Below are 17,502 nucleotides of genomic sequence, written 5' to 3'. Positions count from 1 at the left end.
GATGCGCACTCCGGTCGAATACGAGATGCTCTACGCAAACACCCAGCTGGCATGACGGCCAACCAAGCCGACTCCACAGAACCCGAGGCACATCAGGGCCTCCACGAAAGCCGGAGCGGTTCAGCCGCCACGCGGTCCCCACCGACGTTGATCCGTAAGCTCGAAAGACCTGGCCTCTGTCAGCTGCTCGGGCAGGTATCAGGCGTGCGGTGACGCGCCCAGTCGAGTCAGGAGCTGTCGGCTCTGGCCTGCCCAGTAGTCCAGGCCCAGGCGCAGATGAATCTCGTGGGCCCGCCGGGCGTGGTCGAGGGCCCGCTCCCGGTCACCCATCGCCGCCGCCAGTTTCGCCAGCACCTGGTGCGTCGAGCCCCAGCTCACGATTTGACCGCTGCCCGCATCCACCAACCGGTCACCGTGCGGCGAGAGCCTGCGGTACAGCTCCGCGAGGTCGGGTGCGCCCAGCTCGACCGCCACATGTCCCCACACTACGAAGTGGAACTCGGCCAACCAGTCGTCGCGGACGTCCGTGCCCCAGCGGCCCATCAGCTCGCGAGCCTGGTCCGGGTCGCCGACATCCAGAGCGGCGAGGACGGCGAGGGGGCGCAGCGGGTACATGTCGGGCTCGGCCGCCCGCGCGATCAACTCCTCCGCGATGTCCGTGACGCGGCCCTGCGCCCTGCGGCAGGTGAAGATCGTGCAGAACCTCACGAAGTCACGTATGACTATCCACCACCTGCTGAGAAGCTCGTCCGCTTCGAGCACGAGACGCTCCGCCTCGGCCCACCGGCCGTGCAGGGTGGCGTAGGCGGCCTCCGCGGTCCACATCATCGCGGTCAGCTCCGGCCGTCGGACCTCCTGCGCCAACTGTTCGACGCGCAGGCGGTCACGCTGCCAGTCGGCGAACTCGCCGTCCTTCAGCAGGTGGGACATGCGGATGGTGAGGGCCACGATCTGCGCGGCCGCGGACAGGCCCGGCAGACCCAGCATCTCGTCTGCGGCGCTGCGCTGCTCCTTCTCTCGCCCGCAAACCCGGGTGGCGAGAGCGTAGTTGTTGAGGACCCGGAAGAGCAGCGCAGGATCGCCCACTCGCCGGGCGATCTGCACGGCCTCGGCCGCCAGCCGTTCGCCCTCGGCGCGGCGCGGCCCGTAGTACAGTTCCAGGCCGAGCGTGCCGAGCAGCGCGGCGCGGTCGGGGTCGTCCAGCGGTTCCTTCAGCAGGCTCTCCAGGAGGGCGACCCTGCGCTCCTCCACGACTCCGTAGGGACGCCACATCCAGACGCTGTGGCCACCGAACACGATGACCGCCTCGACGACCGCCATCTTGTCGCCGATCTCCGCCGCCAGCTCTATCGCCTCGTCGAGAACCATGCGGCCGCGATCCACGTCCCCGATGACGCGCAGCGCCCGGCCCAGCTCGATCAGCAGCCGGCAGCGCCTGGCCGGGTCGCGCTGTCCGAGGGCGAGCAGCGCCTTGTCCCACAGCTCCACGGCCTCGTCATAGGCGCGCTGGGCCGTCGCCTGCCGAGCCGCCCTGGCCGCGTACTCCACGGCCTTGTCGGCTCCCCCGACACGCGCGCCCATGGCGAAATGATGGGCCAGGATCGGCAGGAGAGAGGCATTGTCCCCACCGGGAAGACCCTCCAACGCCTGTCCCGCGCGCAGGTGCAGCCTGGCCTTCTCAAGGCGGCTGAGACCCGCGTAGAGCGCGTCACGAACCAGGGCATGCGAGAAGCGGTAGTCGAAGCCGCCAACCGTCTCGATCAGCACCCCTGTGGCGACAGCAGGCTCAAGCGCCGACATCACCTGCTCGGCCGGCACCCCGGCAAGGGTCGTCAACACATCGAGACTCACGTCCCGCCCGAGTACGGCGCACTGGCCGAGCAGTTCGCGGGTCTGATCCGGCAGCCGCGACACACGCCGGCCGATCACCTCCCGGACTCCTTGCGGGATGCCGGATGAGACGGAGTCGAGCCGGTGCTCGCTGCCCAACAGTCTCAGCAGCTCGACCAGGTAGAACGGATTGCCCCCGGTTCTCTCGTAGAGAATGCGGGCGAACGCCGGGTCGGTCACGCCGCGCGGTTCGAGAAACGCACGTACGTCACGCAACGTGAAGGGAGGCAGCGGCAGAAGCTCGGTTCCCGGCTCCCGCACCAGGGCGGCAAGGGTGTCGCCCAGATGCTCCGGCTCTCTCCCCGGCTCCGGCCGCAGGGTGGCCAAGACGAGTATCGGCCTGCGGTGCAACTCGGACGCCAGGAAGGTGAGGAGCCGGAGCGAGGACGCGTCGGCCGAGTGCAGGTCGTCCAGGATGAGCATCGTCGGGGTTCCCACACCGGTCAGCGCGGACAGGACATGCTCATATAGCTCGAACAGCGCCCTCCCGGGGTCGGCGGTCGTGTCGGTGCCCTCGCCCGCCATGAGCCGGGCGGCAACCCGGCCCCGCTCTCCCAGCTCGCGCAATGCCTGCAACCAGGGCCAGAACGGCGGCGCCGCCTCCGCTTCCACGCAGCGGCCCCACACCACGGTGATTCCCTGGCTCTCGGCCTCCGAGGCCGCGAGCCGGGCCAGGTGGGTCTTGCCGACACCCGCCTCTCCGGTCAGCGACAGCACTCCACCACGCCCCTGCCGCAGGGCACTGAAACGTTCGGCGAGCCGGCCAAGCTGTTCGTCCCGCGCGATGGGGGCATCAGCACGGGCCCGTGTAATGTGCCGGCGGTCCGCAGTGAGAGTCAGCGGCGGTGACACCTCCGAGAGCACGGGCGACGAGACGTCCAGGTCCGCGGACTGCTCCAGGACGGCCTGCTCCAGCCGCCGCAGCTCCGGTCCCGGCTCCAGCCCCATCTCCTCCGCCAGCAGGGCGCGCGCTCTGCGCAGTGCCCCGAGGGCGTCGGTCTGCCTGCCCGACCGGTAAAGCGCAAGCACCAGCAGGCCCCACAGCCGCTCGCGGAACGGATACACCTCGACGAGCCGCTCCAGGTCGGCCACGCATGAGAGGCTGTCGCCCATCGCGAGCCTGGCCTCGAACCGGTCCTCAACGGCAACCGCGCGGAACTCGGCGAGACGCGCGATGACCGGCTGGGCGAACTCATAGACGGAGAACTCGGCCAGAGGCTCGCCCCGCCACATGCCCAGCGCCTGGTCCAGCACCTCGAGAACCTTGCCGTACTCGCGCCGGGCCAGCGTCTTGCGCCCGTCTTCCACCGAGGTGGTGAAGCGGACCAGGTCCACCTGATCGGGAGCGACGGCCAACTGGTAACCGGGTTCGCGTGTGAGCAGCACCTTGGGGGGTGTCCGCCGCTGCCGGCCGGGCTCAAGCACCTTACGGAGGTTGGAGATGTACACCTGGAGCGTTGTGGTGGCACTCGACGGGGGCTGGTCCGCCCACAGCTCGTCGATCAGCCGATCGAGCGAGACCACCCTCCCCGGATTCAGAGCTAGGAGCGCCAAGACCGCCCGCTGCATCCGGGGCCCGATGTCGAGGGTCCGCCCCGCCTTGTCACTGACTTCGAAGGGACCGAAAAGGCGGAAGAACAGCGAGCCCATGACCCTCCCCATCTAACGCATCAGAAGCATAAAGGTCCTGCGACCGGTCCCGGAACGGTCCACTTGTCCCGGCTTGGAAGGCTGTCCAATCCGCCTCCAGCCCCTGGCCAAAAGCCCTGGTCCACGGTGGAGCCACGCAATGGAACATCCACCAGGGAGGACACATGAACGGGATCACTGCGCTGGGCGCCGACCTTCGCCGGGTGGTGCGCGGCCGGGTGCGGGTGCACGGCGACAAAGGTTTCGACGAGGCCCGCCGCCCCTGGGACTCCGCCGTAAACCAGCGGGTCGCGGCGGTGGTGGAGGCGGAGGACGCCCACGACGTCGCGGCCGTGGTCAGCTACGCGGAGATCGCCGGGCTGCCCGTCGCCACCCAGCCGAACGGCCACGCTCCAGCGGCCTTCGACGACGCCATCTTGCTGCGGACCGGCGCGCTGCAGGGCCTCCAGGTCCGCCCACAGAACCGGGTCGCCCGGGTGGAGGCCGGCGTCTCCTGGAGCGAGGTCCTGACAGCCACCAGCGAGCACGGCCTGACCGCGCTGGTCGGCAGCACCTCGGCCGTCAGCGCCACCGGCTTCACGCTGGGGGGCGGGCTCAGCTGGTTCGGCCGCAAGTACGGTTTCGCGGCCAACAGCGTCCGCTCCTTCGAGATCGTGGACGCCGCCGGCGACCAGGCGACCGTCACGGCCGACAGCGACCCCGAGCTGTTCTGGGCGCTGCGCGGGGGCGGCGGCGACTTCGCCGTGGTGACCGCGATGGAGTTCGACCTCCACCCGGCGCCCGAGCTGTACGGCGGCCGGATCATCTGGCCGGCCAGACGGGCCGAGGAGGTGCTGGCCGCCTTCCGCGCGACCACCGCCGAGGCCCCCGAGGAGCTCACCGTATGGTTCCACCTCCTGCAGTTCCCGCCCTTCCCCGAGCTGCCCGAGACGCTGCGTGGCCTGTCCGCCGTGACGATCGACGTCACCTACCTGGGCGGCCCGGACCAGGCGCGGGAGCTGCTCCACCGGTTCGACCGCATCGACGGCCCGATCCTCGACACCCGGACCCGGATGCCGGTCGCCAACCTCGCCGACATCTGCGCCGAGCCGACCGAACCGAACGCCGCCATGTTCCACGGCGAACTGCTGACCGGGCTCGACGCCGCCGCAGCCCTGCTGGCCGCCGCCGGCCCCGGCACCATCGCACCGCTCGCCTACGTGCAGATCCGCCACCTCGGCGGGGCGCTCGCCCAGGTGAGCGAGAACGGCGGGGCCTGCGGCCACATCGAGGAGCCGTACCTGCTCTTCCTGCTCGGCGTGCTCGCCGCCCCCGGAATGGAAGAGGCCATCGAGGAGCGCCAGGCGTCCATGGCCCGGGCCGTGGAGCCATACACCAGCGGCCGCAAGCCCTTCACCTTCCTCAGCCACGGCGAATCGGCCGCTTTCGCGTTCCCCCCCGACATCCTGGGCCGCCTACGGGAGATCAAGCGCCGCCGCGACCCGCACGGCGTCCTCGTCAGCAACCACCCCGTCCTGCTCTAGGTGCACTCCCCATCAGGGAGGTTGGTGACGCGGCTGATGGGTGGCTGGCCTTTCAGGGCGCGGCGTTCGGCCTTTGAGGCGTACGGGCGGGCGTAGGCCCATTCGTCGGCCAGGGTGCGGTGGAAGCGTTCGACCTTGCCGTTGGTCTGCGGCCGGTAGGGGCGGGTGCGCTCGTGAACGATGCCCAGGCGGGTACAGGTGGCCGCCCACAGATGGGACTTGTAGCAAGCGCCGTTGTCGGTGAGCACGCGCTAAACGGCGACGTTGTGGGCGGCGAACCAGGCGGTGGCGCGGGCCAGGAAGCCGGTCGCGGTGTCTTTGCGCTCGTCAGGGAGGATCTCGGTGTAGGCCAGGCGGGAGTGGTCGTCCAAGGCGGTGTGCGGGTAGCTGTAGCCGATTACGGGTTTGCTGTTGCGCCGCCGGGTCGTGCTGGCCTGCTTGTTCTTGTCGCCCTGGGCGCGGCCGACGATGCGGTGGCCGCCGCCGTCGGGGATGTTGCCCGTTCGGCCGCGCGGCGGATGCTCCAGCCGTTCTCGACGATGCAGCGGGCCAGGCGAAGACGCCCGGTCTCGGTCAGTGGGGCGTTACGGTGGGGCATTGAGGGCTTTCTGGTCGGTGCTGCGGTTTGGTCGCTACACACCGAGCCATGAAAGCCCTCACCCATGCAACCGGTTCAACCTCACCGGGCAGCCCTGTCACCAACGTCCATGGTCAGTACAGGTTGATCAGCTTCAATCCGTCGTTCCAGGGGGTGCCCGCTACTCGGCGCCCACCCGATGGATCGGCGCCACCGTCAGCGTGGTCGAGACCGGCGGCCGGCTGCTGATCTTTGATCAGACCACCGGCGAACGCCCCGGCGCCATACCTCGATTGCCGATGAGCACTACGACGGTCCCCGGCTCGCGCCCCGGCGCGCCGCCCGCCCGAGGACCGAGACCGAGAAGGCGTTCTTGGCGCTCGACCGATCCTGAGACCTTCCTGGCCGGCTCGGCTGCCTCGGGCAACAGCCGCCTGGCCGCCGATCTGGTCGAGTTGGCCGCACTACGCGCCGCCCACGGAGACGAGCAGGTGCGGGCGGCGCTGGAACGGGCGGTGGCCTTCCGCCGCTGGCGGACCGACGGCGGGCGCTCAATCCTGGCCGCCGGTGCCGGAACAGCACAGGTCTGCCCACCCGGGACCGCCTTGGTGCTGGAACTGCCGCAGGTGCCGATCCGGCCGCCATCAGACTACAGAGTCGACAAGCTCGACGCGATCGGGGACGTCTTATGACCGCGCCCGATGCTCCCACCCTGGCCGCCGACATCGACATGAGGGTCTCGGAGGCCTGGTAGGCGGACGAGGCCTCGACCGGGCCGAACTGCTTTCCGAGGCACACCGCCCACAGGACGGCGGCGGTCAGGCCGGCACCGCCGATGCCCTTGTTCGTGGTCACCCCTTCGTTCCAAGTCTCCAAGCGGCCGTTCCTTAGTCAGCTCCAAGCTCCGGCCAAGTGCCCGCTGCCACTGTCGTCCTGTCGCCGGAACCTCTGGCGACGGGATCAGAGAGGAGCACTTCGGTGCGGAAGAACATCCAGATCGCCGACCTCCCGGCCGCCGCCGTGGAGCTGGCCGACGACCAGCTCGACATCATCGCCGGCGCCCAGCGCCCCGAGTCGGGTTTCGTCTGCAGCGCCCTCAACGGCTCGTCCAGCGGCGACTGCTGGGACATGTGACCGGGCGGGTGCGGCCGGGCACCCCGCCCGGCCGCACCCGGGGCTGAAGGGACGCCACATGCTGTTGATCATCAGTGATCGCCGGGACGACTCGGTGAGCATGGTCGTGCGCCGGCTCGACGAGCGAGGCGTGCCGGTGCTCTGGTGGGACGAGGCCGACTTCCCTGAGCGGACCGTTCTCTGCACCCGGCTGTCCGGCACGGGCTGCCGCCAGACCCTCGTCCACCAGGGCGTCTCCCACGACCTCGCCGAGGTCACCGCGGTCTGGCACCGGCGCCCCAACCCGCCGGAGGCGTCCTCCGTGGTTGATCCGAGCCAGCGCGCGTACGCCGAGGAGATGGCCCGTCAGATGCTCCATGGCGTCTACGAGCTGATGCCCACCGACCGCTGGCTGCCGGCCAGACCCCGGCACATGGCCCGCGTCGACAACAAGCTGCTCCACCTGAGGCGCGCGGCCGAGCTGGGTTTCACGATTCCCGAAACGGTGATCGGCAACGACCCCGGGCAGCTCGTCCCCGCGTGGCGGCGGGCCCAGGGACGGCTGATCTCCAAGGCGCTCGGCTTCCGGCCGTTCTTCATCGACGGCGAGGACCACCACGTCTACACCACGAAGATCGAGCGGAGGGATCTGGCCGGGCGGCACCGCATCCGGCACGCTCCGGTGATCCTGCAGCCCAACCTGGCGAAGGCCGTCGAGCTGCGGGTCACGATCGTCGGGGAGCGCGTCTTCAGCGCCGAGATCGACTCCCAATCGTCCCGCCTGACCAGTCAGGACTGGCGGCACTACGAAGACCTGGGCGTCGCCTACCGTCCCCATCCCCTGCCGGAGGACGTCGAGAAGCGGTGTCTGCGGCTCGTGGCCTCGCTCGGGCTCAACTACGGCGCGATCGACCTGATCCTCGCACCGGACGGCGAGTACGTGTTCCTGGAGCTCAACGTCAGCGGCCAATGGGCGTTCGTCGAGCTGCGCGCCGGCCTGCCGATCGGGGACGCGATCGCCGACTGGCTCACCGAAGGAAGATCACGATGACAGACGTCTTCGGCGCCGACCTGGCGTCCGCCGTACGGTTCCTGCGTACCCTTCCGCGGCGCAGAGAGGATGTCGGGCAGGCGGAGGAGCGGGCCAGTGCCTGGTCTGCCGCCCATCCCCGGCTCGACGCGGAGCTCGTCGTGGACGAGCCGCCCGGCAGCCTCCACGTCGGATACGACCTGCTGCTGACCTACCCCGAGGGCGGCACGGTGGCGATCTCCGCGCAGGCCGGGGACGGCGTGCCCTGGCTGGTCGACCACTCGACCCACTGGGCTGCGGGGCAGGTCGTCAGCGTGGACGGCATCGGGTTGTCCGTCCCCGCCGCCCTGTACGCCCTGCGCTCGCTGGGCGCCCGTGACCGCACCGTCCACGAGCAGCTGGTGGACTACCGGATCCTGCTGTCGGAGATCGCCGACGACCGGGAGCCGGTCACCGACGCGGAGCTCCAGGAGGCCATGGACGACTTCCGGCGCCGGCGCGGCCTGTTCAGCCGTGAGCGGACACTGAGGTGGCTGGACGAGATCGGCCTGCCCGAGGACGCCTTCGCCGGCTTCATGGAGACGACGGCGCGGATGAATCGCGTGCGCCGGAGATTCACCGGCGAGCCGGCGAAGACCTATCTCCACACGCACGCCCAGGAGCTCTCCCGGACGCGGGCGGCCTGGGTCGCCGGCCACGACCGGGCGGCGATCGAGGAGATCGCCCGGGCCGACTCGCCGGCGGAACTGCTCCTGCGGGCCCAGCGTGCCGTACAGGAGGGCTCGGGACGGCTGCGGTTCACGCTGTGCTCCGGATTCGCCCGCGAGCTGCCGCGACCGCTGCGCGCGGCCCAGCCGGGCCGGGTCGTCGGGCCCGCCGAGTCGGAGGACGGCCTGCTGGCCGGGGCGGTGCTACACCGTGCCGTTCCCGACCCGGACGATCCCACCGACCTGGCCGCGGCCGCGGAGGCGGCCTACTCCGCCTGGCTGGCCGACCGGCGGGCGGCCGCCGAGATCAGGTGGCACTGGCTATGAGACGACGAGTCCCCCTGCGCATGCAGCAGACGCAGACCGACTGCGGAGCCGCCTGCCTCGCCATGGTGCTCAGCGCCCTGGGACGCCGTACGAGCGTCGCGGAGGTGTGGCGTCACCTGCCCGAGGGCGCGGACGGAGCGACGCTCCGTGATCTCATCGGCGCCGCCGCCGCATTCGGCCTGCGGTTGCGGGCGTTCCGGCTCACGGCCGACCGGCTCGGCGGGATGCCCACGCCGTTCGTCGCCCACTGGGAGCAGAACCACTTCGTCGTGGTCGAGCGGGTGGACGGGGGCCACATGGTGCTGGCCGATCCTGCCTTCGGCCGGACGCGGCTCACCCGCGAGCGTTTCGCCGACGGCTACGGCGGCACCCTGCTCGTCCCGGACGTCCCGGACCGGCTAGCCCCACCCGAGCGGGGCCGGTCCGCGGCCCGGGCCGTGCTGTCCCTGCTGGCCGGAGCGTTCACCGAGCGGCGGCTCATCGTCGCGGTCGTCCTGGCGACGGCGGTGGTCCAACTGCTCGGCCTGGCCGTGCCGCTGTTCACCAAGCTCGTGGTGGACGGCGGCGCCCTCGCGCCGGGGGCACTGGGCCTCGCCGCGGTGGCCGCCGTGGCCGCGCACCTGCTGACCTCCCGCGCCAGGTCGCTCCTCCTCATCCGGCTCCAGACCGGAGTGGCGGCCCGGCTGATGCGACGGCTCGTCGGGCACGTCATGACCCTGCCGTACCGGTTCTTCCAACGGCGGACCAGCGGCGATCTGCTGAGCAGGCTGAGCGCGGTCTCTGGGATCCGCAACATGATCGCCGAACGGTCGCTAGCCCTGGTCTTCGACCTGCTCACCGCCGCCTCGTACGTGATCGCCCTGGCGGTGACCACACCGTCCATCGCGGTCGTGACGGTCCTGGTCGCCGGTGCGCAGGCGATCACGGTGGCGCTGTTTGCCGGGCGGTCGGTGCAGCTCGCGTACGCGGGGCTGCACGCGACCTCCGCCACGCAGACCAGCCTGGTGGAGAGCCTGTCCGGCATCGAGGCGCTCAAGGCGAGCGGCGCCGAGGAGGGGGCGTTCGAGCGCTGGCAAACCAGTCATCAGCGCGAGCTCGCCGCGAGCGCGGAACGGGACCGCACGGTGGTCGCCGTCCAGGCCGCCACCGAGGCGCTCCAGCTCGCGCTCTCACTCGGCCTGCTCGTCGTGATCTACTCGCGGATGCCGGGTTCGTCGAGCCTGGGCGACCTGCTGGCCCTCGCGGCGATGGCGGGCTCGGCGATCGCCCCCCTCTCGTCGCTGCTTGGCACCGTACAGCAGATCCACCTCGCCTTCGCCCACCTCGACCGGGTAGCCGACCTGCTGGCCGCGGACCCGGAGCCGTCCGGTGGCCTGCGGCCCACGCTGCGCGGCGAAGTGGAGATCCGGGGCGTGTCCGCGGGCTACGACTCGCGCTTCCCGATCCTGCACAACATCGACCTGCGGATCCCCGCGGGGGCGCGGGTCGCGGTCGTCGGGGGATCCGGATCGGGCAAGACCACGCTCGGCCGGGTGCTGCTGGGTCTCGTCGAGCCCCTGGCGGGGGAGGTCCGCTTCGACGGCGTACCCCTGCGCGACCTGGACCCACCGCACCTTCGCCGGCAGATAGGCGTGGTCACGCAGCAGCCCCATCTGTTCTCCGGGACAGTCCGCGACACGATCGCGTTCGGGGACGGATCCGTCGGACGTCACGTGATCGAGGAGGCCGCCCGGCTGGCCGAAATCCACGACGAGATCTCCGCCATGCCGCTCGGGTACGGCACACACATCGGCGAGAGCGGCGGCCGTCTATCCGGCGGACAGCGCCAGCGACTCGCCCTCGCCCGGGCGCTGGCCCGCCGCCCCCGCATCCTGCTGCTCGACGAGCCGACCTCGAGCCTCGACGCGCTGACCGAGGAACGCATCCGGGAGAATCTCAGCGGCCTGGGAATCACGCAGATCGTAATCGCCCACCGCCTCTCCACGATCCGGGACGCCGACCTGATCGTCGTGCTGCAGGAGGGACGCGTCGTGGAGACGGGTTCGCACGACAACCTGATCTCCCGCGGCGGCCGGTACGCGGATCTGGTGTCCCTGCAGGCGCCGGTCGGCTGAGCAACGGTTCCGGTCCATTGAAGAATTTCGGGCGTGCCGCAGACACCCGCGTCGCCGACACCTCCGCCGGCAGCGCTACCGTCAGCGGCACCCCGCCGACTTGGTGGAACACAGCGGCCTGCTGCGCGCCTTGGCCGCGGTCCCGGATCCGCGTGACCCGCATGGGGTGCGCTACCCGCCTTGCTGCGCGTGGCCCAGGCGGCGTCTCGCTGCGTTCTCGTCGTCGCCCATAGCTCCGTGGCCTCCTCCTCGGCCTTGCGATACATCCACCTGGATCCACGCTCGCGACGGGCAGCATTTGTCAGACACTCCCTAGCTAGTCCATCGAGAAGCTTCCGGAATGCGGCGGAAGGTGCGCGCCGTGGCCGGGATTGACTGTGATGCCCGGGGTGAGGCAGAGCGGGTCGGCGTACACGACGACGGGGGCGTCGGTCTGGTTGTCCAGGGAGTGGGCGGTGATGGGCAGCTTGGTGCAGCCGGTGGGGTCGGTGTAGATGCCCAGCGGTTGGATCTCGGTGGAGAAGACCACGACTTGGCCGGTGGCGGCGTGGGCCAGCGACGTCCGCGCGTACCTGGAGGCAGCGCGCGTGGCCGACCACCTGCACGGCGGCCCGGCCGAGTGGCTGGCCACCGCCCGGCAGGCGTTCGCCGTGCTGGAACGGCGCCGCCTCCATCCCCTGCGGCCCCGCGAGGACATCGGGCGGTACTTCGTCCGCACGGTCTACTCTGCCGGGATCGACCTCACCGGCCTGGCCGCCCACCTGATCCGCGAGGGCGCCGGGGAGGGCCCGGGCACCGAGTGCGTGGCCAGCGCCCGCGAGCGCGGGCAGGCGGTCGAGTGCGTGGTCGACCTGACACCCGGGAGGGGCGCGCTGGACGCGCTGGAGCTGCTGGGCGACGCCAGCGCGGCGTGGTTCCTGCGGCAGTCGCACGCCAACCGCGTCCCGTGCGGGGTGCAACCGGCCGGCGTGATAGCGCTGCCGTCGAGCCCGTGGGGCCGCAGTCCGCCGGTCCCCGACCAACAGGAGTGAGCAGTGATCAACGGGGAGACGGTCCCGCACCTGGTGCGGGCGCCGACGTGGCCGTCCACGTCGCCTGAGGCTCCGCACCCTGGTTACCGCTGGCGATCCGGCCCATCCTTGGGGTGGAGGTGCCGGCATGCTCTACCGGATCCTGGCGGACACGATCACGAGCTGGGTGGACGCGGACATCCCCCGCGACGACGGCGAGAGGCCCTCGGGCACGCGGCTGCGCGGGGCGTGGGCGTCGGGCGGTCCGTGCTCCTCGCTGGACGGGCTGCGCCTGCCGCCGCTGAACAACCGCCGGGTCCGGTTCTGGTACACCGAGGAGGGCTGGCGCGTGTACGGCCGCGCCCACTGGGCCGAGCTGCGCGAGGCGGGTCACACTGTACGGGTGATCCGCGTCAAGAACGCCCCCGGCTCCCGGGTGGCCTACCGCGACCGCTACCAGGTCGCCCTTCTCCCTCCGTCGCCGGGAAGGCGCTGACGATCGCCGCCGGTTCCAGGCGAGGCGATCCCACACCCGGTTCGGGGGGCGAGACCCCTGGACCAGGGGGGAAGACCCGCCCGAGCGCGCTGCCACTGCGCGTGATTCGTGCCCACGTTCTTATGCGTGTTCGTGCTCAGGTTCGCGAGTGTGCAAGTACTGCGTGCACCAGTACCTAGTAACTTAAGCCTGTTTTGCGTTCCGGGACTGCCAGGAGCGCGGCATCCGCATGACTTTCGCTGCAGCGAAAATTCGTCACATGAAGCAGGTCCAGCCGGGACCGCTTGGTGGTGTCGTGAGATGCGGTGACGTAACCAGTGGTCGACCCTCTGTCAGGACCTGCCGACCACCCAGAGCAGAAGGTGTACTGGCGGCTGGCTCGCCGCGCGCCTATGGCGTAGACACGACGGCCTGGACATCCGAGCGCCCGGACCGGTGGTGCAGCAGCAGCTCATCACCAACGACAAGGACAACTGGCGTACCCACACCGGGGCGTACAGCGTGCCGGCCGGGCGGACGACCACCCGCTTCGCCTTCCGTTCGGTCTCGGCCGCGCGCAACACGCCAAACTTCGGCAACCTGCTGAACGCTGTCTCGCTGCAGACCACGCCGTGTGTGATCGTGAGCAAGACCGCCAGCCCGCAGGGCCCGGTGAACGTGGGAGACGTGATCACCTACCGGGTCACCGCAGTCACCAAGGGCGGCGCCGCCGACAACGTCCGGCTCCGTGCCTCACCCGGAGAAGGTGAAACCTTGCAGTTGCAAAGGCCGACGCGGCAGTCCTCAACCAGATCAGGTCGGCTGGAGGATGGCACCCATGACGGGATAGTCCTTCGGTCAGAGTTGGACAAGGTCGAGGTGGTTGTATCCCGTCCACCTGGCGGGGTCGGCGGTCAGGATGGGCCAGTCGCGGGCGCCCGCGAGGTAGGCGGTCTGGGCGTCGTGGAGGTGGACTTCGTACGGTCGGTCGGCGAAGCGGGACTGTGCCGCGACGTTGAACGCCTCACGGCCTGTGTGGTCGGCGACCTCGCAGGCGCGGAACCCGTACAACCACATCACCCGGTCGGAGGTGGGGTCGGCGATGATGAGCGCCTGCGTGAACACTGTGGCCGGGATGAGGAGCGTGTGACCCGCGTCGGCGATGTCGTCCAGCGCCATGCGCGCGCCGCTCTTGTCGCCCGTGTCGAGCAGGTGCAACACGGCCGTCAGGTCGGCGACGAACCCGGCGATCACGCGGAGTTGCTCCCTGCGCCGTTGCTCCCTGCGGCGCGGGCGGCGGCCTTACGGCCTGCCGACTCCAGCGCGGCGCGCATACGAGCCCGCAGTGCGGCGCGCTGCCGGTCGAATCCTTCGGGGTCGGCCGCGCGTATCGCGTCGAGCTCGGCCTTGAGCTGCTCGCGCGACCAGCGGTCGGCGTCGAGCCTGGTACGGGCCAGGGCCGCGAAGAAGCCGGAGACGCTTTCGCCGCTCTGGTCGGTGATGGCCTTGATCTCTTCGTGGAGGTCGTCGGGGAGGCTGATAGTTATCTTCACGGTCATACCAGCACCCTACCTCGGTAGGAACGGCGTGTCAGGGGAAACACGCAGGCGCGAGCCGTACGGGATGTACGGCTCGCGCCCCGAGGGTCGGCTACGGCGCGGGCGGCCCTACGGCTCGCCGCTGGGCTTGATGTTGCCCCGGTCTTGTGGACACCTGAGTGCTTGGGACGATGTGTCCCGGGAGGAGTGCACAAGTGCCGATGTCACGTCCGCCGTACCCGCCGGAGTTCCGGCGGCAGATGGTGGAGCTGGTCCGCGCCGGCCGGGACGCCGGAGGAACTGGCCAAGGAGTTCGAGCCGACCGCGCAGTCGATCCGGAACTGGGTGGTCCAGGCCGAGCGCGATGAGGGCCGCCGCGAGGACGGTCTGACCAGTGCCGAACGGGAGGAACTGGCGCGGCTGCGGCGGGAGGTCCGTCAGTTGCGGGAAGAGCGGGAGATCCTGAAGAAGGCCGCCGCTCAAGATCACGGTCGTCGACTCCGCCACGTGCGCGCCGATCTCCGGCGCCGCGGTGGAGATCTGGCACGCGGACGCGCTCGGGGAGTATTCGGGCTTTGTGGGAGGCAACGGGCATTCCGAGCCCGACGACGGAACTTTCCTGCGGGGCGCACAGATCACCGACGCGAAGGACCAACACCGTCGCCAGGACGACGCTCGCGCAGGACTCGATCTACGACGGCGCGGGCGCCTCCTCGGGCCTGCTCGCCGTAACCGGCTCCACCTCCGCGGGCTTCACCGGCGCCATCACAGTGGGAGTCAACCCCGGCAACGTCGCCAGGGGCTGACCCTCCCCTGTCAGCTGAAGCCGCCGTCCTGACCACGGCGGACCCGGGATCCGGCCCCACTCGCGGCCGGATCCCGTACGACCGGACCCGGCTCTCACGCAAGCGCGAGCACAGACGAGCACGCCGCAGCCGCGCGGTCATCAGGCGGCGCACCGCGCTCCTCGTGCTGATCAGCGGCCGTTTTCGCGTCGAGTTTCCTGGGCGAAGCGTGCTGTTGGCGGACCAGGGCGATTACGTGGTGTGGGGCCACGGGGTCGATCACTCCTGGCACGCCGAAGAGGAGTCGGTGGTGCTCACCGTCCGGTGGCCGTCGATTCCGGGGTATGCGGTCCCCGGCACGGGTTCTGTTCAACGCCTGGACCGAGCCGGGTCGGCGGCGGGCGCCCAAGTGGCGGTGCGGTGCTTCGGCCGGAGGGAGCCGGGAAGTCGCCTCTAGAATCTTGTTTCATGGCGATGTACGTCCCCCTCGGCCAGGGCCGGTTCCAGGCGACGGAGCACACGCAGGGGCCGTGGGATCCACGGCATCAGCACATGGGACCCGTCACCGCGCTGCTGGTGCACGAGCTCGCCCGCGTTCCCAGCCGTTTCCCCGGCCTCCCTCCGGCGCGGCTGGCGGTGGACGTGTTCGCCCCCGTCCCGGTCGCGGAGGTGGAGGTCCGCACCGACATGATCCGGGACGGCAGGCGCGTCCAGTGTCTCGGCGCCTCCGTCGTCTCCGGCGGACGTGAGCTGGTCAGGGCGACCGCGTGGCGCATCAGGGAGGCCGAAAGCCCGGCGAGCGAGGCCGTGCCACCGCCCGCGCCGGTCCCGCCGCCCGCCCCGGGCGACGCGGACTCCTGGATCGCGCGGGGATTCGGGTACGGCAGGGCCACGGACTGGCGGTTTGTCAAGGGCTCCCCGGACGAGGCCGGGCCGTCCGTCGCGTGGGGCAGGGCGCGGGTGCCGCTGGTGGAGGGCGAGGAGATCACGCCGCTGGAACGGCTCGCGATGTTCGCCGACAGCGGCAACGGCATCAGCGGCGTCCTGGACTTCGACGCCTACCTGTTCGCCAACGTGGATCTCACGATCTCGCTGTTCCGTGCCCCGGAGGGGGAGTGGATCTGCCTGGACGCGGCCACGACGATCGGTCCCAGGGGGCGGGGGCTCACCCGCACCACGCTGTTCGACCAGTCCGGCGAGGTCGGCGCGGCCACGCAGACCCTGTTCGTCGGGCCACGCTGACTCGAGCAGGGCGTCAGGCCGCCGTGCAGGTGACGGGCGACGGCGTACCGTTTGCGCCGCCGGACCAGCTGCCGGTGAAGCCGGCCGTCGTCGACGCGTTCGGGGCCAGCGCGCCGTTCCAGGACTCGTTGGTGACGGTCACCGTGGATCCCGACTGGGTGTAGCGGCCACCCCACAGCTGAGTGATGCTCTGGCCGTTGGGGAAGGCGAAGGTGACGGTCCAGGAGGAGATGGCTGCCGTTCCCGAGTTCCGCACCGTCAGCTCGCCCTGGAAGCCGCCCGGCCACTGGTTGGCGATCCGGTAGGCCGCGGAGCATGCGCGCGGACCGGCCGGCGGCGACGCGCTGGCGGAGGGCGAGGGGCTGGGGGAGAACGAGGGGTTGGCGGAGGGCGAGACGCTCGGCGACGCTGAGGGGCTGGGCGACGTCCCGCCCGCGGGCGGGACGCGGATGACGCGGTCGTCGTCGGCGGCCGGGGTCCCCCTGCCGTCGCGGTTGTTCGTCATCACCCAGAGCCAGCCGTCCGGGCCGACGGTCGCGGTCCGCAGCCGTCCGTACGTCCCTTGGAACTCGGCCACCGGAGTGCCCGTCCTGCTGCCGGCGCTGACCGGCACCGTCCACAGCCGCTTACCTGCGAGGGCCGCGGCGAAGAGCGTGCCGTTGGCGTACGCGACACCGCTCGGCGAGGCCTCGGAGGTGCTCCAGGTCTGGATGGGATTGGTGAAGCGAGAGTCGCCGCACATGCCCTCGCAGGCCGGCCAGCCGTAGTTGCGACCCGGCTGGATGTAGTTGATCTCGTCCCAGGTGTTCTGGCCGAACTCCGTGGCGTACAGGCGCCCGCCCTCGTCCCAGGCGAGCCCCTGGACGTTGCGGTGGCCGTAGCTGTAGACGCGCGAGCCGGAGAACGGGTTGTCCGGGGGGACCGTGCCGTCGGGCCGCATCCGCAGGATCTTGCCGCCCGGGCTGTTCAGGTCCTGGGCGTTCGCGGAGGTCCCGGCATCGCCCGTGGTCACGTACAGCATCCCGTCGGGGCCGAACGCGATGCGCCCGCCGTTGTGGAACTGGGCGCGAGGAATGCCGGAGAGGATCACCTGCTGAGTCTGCGGGGTGCTGAGCCGGAACCGGACCACCCGGTTGTCGGATGCCGAGCTGAAGTACGCGTAGACCCACTGGTCCTGGGCGTAGGTGGGGGAGATCGCGATGCCGAGCAGGCCGCCCTCGCCCTGCGGTGACACGTTCGGGACGGTGGCCACCCTCGTCGGCGCGGATCCGGGACGCACCTGCGCGATGGTCGCGGTGTCGCGTTCGGACACGATGGCGCTGCCGTCGGGAAGGAAGGCGATGCTCCAGGGCGCCTGCAGACCGGTGGTGGCGACCTGCGCGCGCGTGAAGTCGAACCCACCGGTCGCCGCGGTCGCGGAAGGCGGCTGGGTCACGACCAGCGCGGCGGCGGTCACGGCGCTGAGGGTGGTTGCGAGTGCCACGGCGAGACGCTTGGGCATCAGAGGCTCCAGGTCGAGAC

General features: G+C 70.8%; 15 protein-coding genes and 3 pseudogenes. 12 read left to right on the top strand and 6 right to left on the bottom strand.

Features of this window, described 5'->3' with window-relative positions; all coding sequences use genetic code 11:
• Positions 1 to 198: 198 nt before the first annotated feature.
• Positions 199 to 3,459, bottom strand: coding sequence for a BTAD domain-containing putative transcriptional regulator (locus ABZ857_RS35385; protein ID WP_357052232.1), 3,261 nt, complete (start codon positions 3,457 to 3,459; stop codon positions 199 to 201).
• Positions 3,460 to 3,704: 245 nt separating this feature from the next.
• Here ABZ857_RS35385 and ABZ857_RS35380 point away from each other — a divergent pair, with 245 nt between their 5' ends.
• Positions 3,705 to 5,063 (top strand): FAD-binding oxidoreductase, encoded by a 1,359-nt coding sequence (locus tag ABZ857_RS35380; RefSeq protein ID WP_357052220.1) that lies wholly within the window; start codon positions 3,705 to 3,707, stop codon positions 5,061 to 5,063.
• Here the strand turns inward: ABZ857_RS35380 and ABZ857_RS35375 are convergent.
• A pseudogene (locus tag ABZ857_RS35375) lies at positions 5,060 to 5,569 on the bottom strand (DDE-type integrase/transposase/recombinase); the annotation flags it as partial. The gene ABZ857_RS35380 and the pseudogene ABZ857_RS35375 sit on opposite strands and share 4 nt — an antisense overlap.
• A gap of 292 nt (positions 5,570 to 5,861) precedes the next feature.
• On the opposite strand from ABZ857_RS35375, the gene ABZ857_RS35370 reads away from it, so the two are divergent.
• The 5 genes from ABZ857_RS35370 to ABZ857_RS35350 all read left to right on the top strand — a co-directional run bounded on the left by ABZ857_RS35370 (position 5,862) and on the right by ABZ857_RS35350 (position 10,931).
• Positions 5,862 to 6,332, top strand: coding sequence for a hypothetical protein (locus ABZ857_RS35370; protein ID WP_357052217.1), 471 nt, complete (start codon positions 5,862 to 5,864; stop codon positions 6,330 to 6,332).
• A 286-nt stretch (positions 6,333 to 6,618) separates the two neighbouring features.
• Positions 6,619 to 6,774: a hypothetical protein gene (locus ABZ857_RS35365; protein ID WP_193202133.1), complete on the top strand. Its 156-nt coding sequence runs from the start codon at positions 6,619 to 6,621 to the stop codon at positions 6,772 to 6,774.
• A gap of 58 nt (positions 6,775 to 6,832) precedes the next feature.
• Entirely contained in the window at positions 6,833 to 7,804 is a 972-nt protein-coding gene (locus ABZ857_RS35360; protein ID WP_357052214.1) for an MvdC/MvdD family ATP grasp protein, read from the top strand.
• Entirely contained in the window at positions 7,801 to 8,817 is a 1,017-nt protein-coding gene (locus ABZ857_RS35355) for a TIGR04500 family putative peptide maturation system protein (RefSeq protein ID WP_357052212.1), read from the top strand. The genes ABZ857_RS35360 and ABZ857_RS35355 overlap by 4 nt, the downstream gene beginning before the upstream one ends.
• Positions 8,814 to 10,931: a peptidase domain-containing ABC transporter gene (locus tag ABZ857_RS35350; RefSeq protein ID WP_357052209.1), complete on the top strand. Its 2,118-nt coding sequence runs from the start codon at positions 8,814 to 8,816 to the stop codon at positions 10,929 to 10,931. Before ABZ857_RS35355 ends, ABZ857_RS35350 begins: the two co-directional genes overlap by 4 nt.
• A 316-nt stretch (positions 10,932 to 11,247) precedes the next feature.
• Here ABZ857_RS35350 and ABZ857_RS35345 read toward each other — a convergent pair whose 3' ends face one another.
• Positions 11,248 to 11,460, bottom strand: coding sequence for a hypothetical protein (locus tag ABZ857_RS35345; RefSeq protein ID WP_357052206.1), 213 nt, complete (start codon positions 11,458 to 11,460; stop codon positions 11,248 to 11,250).
• Here ABZ857_RS35345 and ABZ857_RS35340 point away from each other — a divergent pair.
• Positions 11,447 to 11,962, top strand: coding sequence for a hypothetical protein (locus tag ABZ857_RS35340; RefSeq protein WP_357052203.1), 516 nt, complete (start codon positions 11,447 to 11,449; stop codon positions 11,960 to 11,962). The two genes, ABZ857_RS35345 and ABZ857_RS35340, sit on opposite strands and share 14 nt — an antisense overlap.
• A gap of 127 nt (positions 11,963 to 12,089) precedes the next feature.
• Positions 12,090 to 12,437, top strand: a complete 348-nt coding sequence (locus tag ABZ857_RS35335) for a hypothetical protein (RefSeq protein WP_357052200.1) — start codon at positions 12,090 to 12,092, stop codon at positions 12,435 to 12,437.
• Positions 12,438 to 13,274: 837 nt separating this feature from the next.
• Here the strand turns inward: ABZ857_RS35335 and ABZ857_RS35330 are convergent.
• Entirely contained in the window at positions 13,275 to 13,670 is a 396-nt protein-coding gene (locus ABZ857_RS35330; RefSeq protein ID WP_357052197.1) for a hypothetical protein, read from the bottom strand.
• The gene (locus ABZ857_RS35325; RefSeq protein ID WP_357052194.1) at positions 13,667 to 13,975 is read right to left on the bottom strand and encodes a hypothetical protein; all 309 of its coding nucleotides are present in this window, start codon (positions 13,973 to 13,975) and stop codon (positions 13,667 to 13,669) included. The genes ABZ857_RS35330 and ABZ857_RS35325 overlap by 4 nt, the downstream gene beginning before the upstream one ends.
• Before the next feature lie 194 nt (positions 13,976 to 14,169).
• Here ABZ857_RS35325 and ABZ857_RS35320 point away from each other — a divergent pair.
• From ABZ857_RS35320 to ABZ857_RS35305, 4 genes and pseudogenes are all read left to right on the top strand, one after another.
• A pseudogene (locus ABZ857_RS35320) lies at positions 14,170 to 14,434 on the top strand (transposase); the annotation flags it as partial.
• 52 nt (positions 14,435 to 14,486) lie between these two features.
• The gene (locus ABZ857_RS35315; protein ID WP_357052191.1) at positions 14,487 to 14,792 is read left to right on the top strand and encodes a hypothetical protein; all 306 of its coding nucleotides are present in this window, start codon (positions 14,487 to 14,489) and stop codon (positions 14,790 to 14,792) included.
• A 101-nt stretch (positions 14,793 to 14,893) separates the two neighbouring features.
• Positions 14,894 to 15,196 (top strand): annotated as a pseudogene (locus tag ABZ857_RS35310) (hypothetical protein); the annotation flags it as partial.
• Positions 15,197 to 15,207: 11 nt separating this feature from the next.
• Positions 15,208 to 15,981 carry a thioesterase family protein gene (locus tag ABZ857_RS35305; protein ID WP_357052188.1) on the top strand — a complete coding sequence of 258 codons (774 nt, stop codon included), beginning with the start codon at positions 15,208 to 15,210 and terminating at the stop codon, positions 15,979 to 15,981.
• Between the two features lie 13 nt (positions 15,982 to 15,994).
• Here the strand turns inward: ABZ857_RS35305 and ABZ857_RS35300 are convergent, their stop codons facing one another.
• The gene (locus tag ABZ857_RS35300; protein ID WP_357052185.1) at positions 15,995 to 17,482 is read right to left on the bottom strand and encodes a PQQ-dependent sugar dehydrogenase; all 1,488 of its coding nucleotides are present in this window, start codon (positions 17,480 to 17,482) and stop codon (positions 15,995 to 15,997) included.
• Between the last annotated feature and the right edge of the window lie 20 nt (positions 17,483 to 17,502).

Source organism: Microbispora sp. NPDC046933 (assembly GCF_040644635.1).
In the GTDB taxonomy this organism is placed as follows: domain Bacteria; phylum Actinomycetota; class Actinomycetes; order Streptosporangiales; family Streptosporangiaceae; genus Microbispora.
This window is presented reverse-complemented; position numbering and strand designations above follow the sequence as displayed.

Bases quoted from the DNA above. Each gene is read 5' to 3' on its own strand.
- ABZ857_RS35385 (WP_357052232.1), bottom strand. From the start codon at position 3,459: ATGCAGCGGGCGGTCTTGGCGCTCCTAGCTCTGAATCCGGGGAGGGTG.
- ABZ857_RS35380 (WP_357052220.1), top strand. From the start codon at position 3,705: ATGAACGGGATCACTGCGCTGGGCGCCGACCTTCGCCGGGTGGTGCGC.
- ABZ857_RS35360 (WP_357052214.1), top strand. From the start codon at position 6,833: ATGCTGTTGATCATCAGTGATCGCCGGGACGACTCGGTGAGCATGGTC.
- ABZ857_RS35355 (WP_357052212.1), top strand. From the start codon at position 7,801: ATGACAGACGTCTTCGGCGCCGACCTGGCGTCCGCCGTACGGTTCCTG.
- ABZ857_RS35350 (WP_357052209.1), top strand. From the start codon at position 8,814: ATGAGACGACGAGTCCCCCTGCGCATGCAGCAGACGCAGACCGACTGC.
- ABZ857_RS35335 (WP_357052200.1), top strand. From the start codon at position 12,090: ATGCTCTACCGGATCCTGGCGGACACGATCACGAGCTGGGTGGACGCG.
- ABZ857_RS35325 (WP_357052194.1), bottom strand. From the start codon at position 13,975: ATGACCGTGAAGATAACTATCAGCCTCCCCGACGACCTCCACGAAGAG.
- ABZ857_RS35305 (WP_357052188.1), top strand. From the start codon at position 15,208: ATGGCGATGTACGTCCCCCTCGGCCAGGGCCGGTTCCAGGCGACGGAG.
- ABZ857_RS35300 (WP_357052185.1), bottom strand. From the start codon at position 17,482: ATGCCCAAGCGTCTCGCCGTGGCACTCGCAACCACCCTCAGCGCCGTG.